Here is a 280-nt window from a genome sequence, read left to right as displayed (position 1 = left end):
CAGGGCGGCCTGTGTGTCCGATCCGATAAATGTCTCTTGGAAGCCGAGAATCCATTCACGCTGCGACGCCATGATGATCGTCTTCTTACCCAAGCGGCATACAGCTGCGGCCCCCATCACGGTCTTACCGCTCCGGGGCGGGGCTTTGAGGACACCACGCTTCTTTTTCAGGATCGCGTCAACGGCTGCTGGCTGGTAGTCCTTGAGGGTGCCCGTGAATTTGATAGGCCTGCTAAATTCCTGTGTCGGGAAATGCTTCTTGAACTTGAACGGTATATCG

Annotated in this window: 1 protein-coding gene; it reads right to left on the bottom strand. The window is 55.7% G+C overall.

Features of this window, described 5'->3' with window-relative positions:
- Positions 1-280, bottom strand: a 280-nt coding sequence (locus AC1RPN_RS08930; protein WP_481763834.1) for a hypothetical protein, incomplete at both ends; no start/stop codon positions are given.

This window comes from Dellaglioa sp. CoH-57-MRSF-20 (assembly GCF_056781955.1).
The sequence above is the reverse complement of the archived record's forward strand: the minus strand, read 5'-3'. Positions and strand labels throughout refer to the sequence as shown.